The sequence below is a fragment of the Bacillus sp. 05T31 genome (genome assembly GCF_056396725.1).
The window spans coordinates 1-1,116 of the sequence record NZ_JBFTMA010001014.1 but is presented as its reverse complement, the minus strand read 5'-3'; the positions used below and the strand labels follow the sequence as shown (position 1 = coordinate 1,116).

Below are 1,116 nucleotides of genomic sequence, written 5' to 3'. Positions count from 1 at the left end.
CACTACACCTCTAAATAAAAACTCTTCCGCAAAGCCAATAATAAACGTGATAACGAGTAAATGCATGACAGAAATCCCTTGAAACATTCTATCGTTAATGCCACCATCATCAAACCAAGATTCTGGAAACACTCGCATTGCAACATAATCTAATAACACAATACAAATCGCTAACAAGCTACCTATTAAAAGTATAGAAACCGGTTCCCATTTCCATAAACTATAAACTTCTCTTTTATCTTGAAATAATATATATGCTAGTAAACAACCGATACCAATAATGATTAGTTGTGTTATGTAGAGATTCAGTCTTATTTCTCTCGGACTCATATCTTCAACATTATGCCTTTGAATGTTCATCATTCCTCCATCTTTCCTAGGCCGAAAAGCTTTTGTAACTCTGTTTCCCAATTATAGTCGAAAACTAACTGTTGCGCTCGTCTTTTTTTATAATCCGTTTTTGTAATACCACAGTAATCACAACAGTTTTCTATCTCTTTTTCTTTTCTATAACCGAATTGTTGTAATAAATATTCACGTCTACATCCTTGAACTTGTATCCATGACTTCATATTTTCTAGCTCACTATATTTATTACGCATTCTCACTTCCACTTCCGCTATTAATCTGTGCATTATTTCATCTGACAAGCTCTCTAGTATGAGATTTCGCTGTTGTATGATTCCAAGATGTTCGAGATGATAACGTGTAAAGCGCCAATACTGTTCATTAAATCTTGCTGCATTATAACAAATTTCTTCTACATCTTCTAATGGTAATACTTTCGTTTGAAACATTCTTTCTTGTAGTAACGAAAATAAAAATTGTATTTGCGATTTACTTGGTAATTCATCTTCAATGATTGAAATTGGCAAATCGTGATCCAATGGACTACATAATAAAATGGCTATACTCAATTCTCCATCTCTTCCCGCTCTTCCAATTTCTTGTAAATAGGAAGCTACATTTGGCGGATATTGAAAATGAATAATATATCTTGTATTCGCCTTATTTACCCCCATCCCAAAAGCACTTGTACATATTACAATTTGCAACTGGTCATTCATAAACTGTTGTTGAATTTACATACGCTCTTCATGTTCCATACCACCATGA

Annotated in this window: 2 pseudogenes; both read right to left on the bottom strand. The window is 33.5% G+C overall.

Annotated features, from left to right (window positions below):
• A pseudogene (locus AC1DJR_RS30885) lies at window positions 1-360 on the bottom strand (CPBP family intramembrane glutamate endopeptidase); the annotation flags it as partial.
• Window positions 360-1,116: pseudogene (locus AC1DJR_RS30880) on the bottom strand (helicase-related protein); the annotation flags it as partial. The pseudogenes AC1DJR_RS30880 and AC1DJR_RS30885, both read right to left, overlap by 1 nt.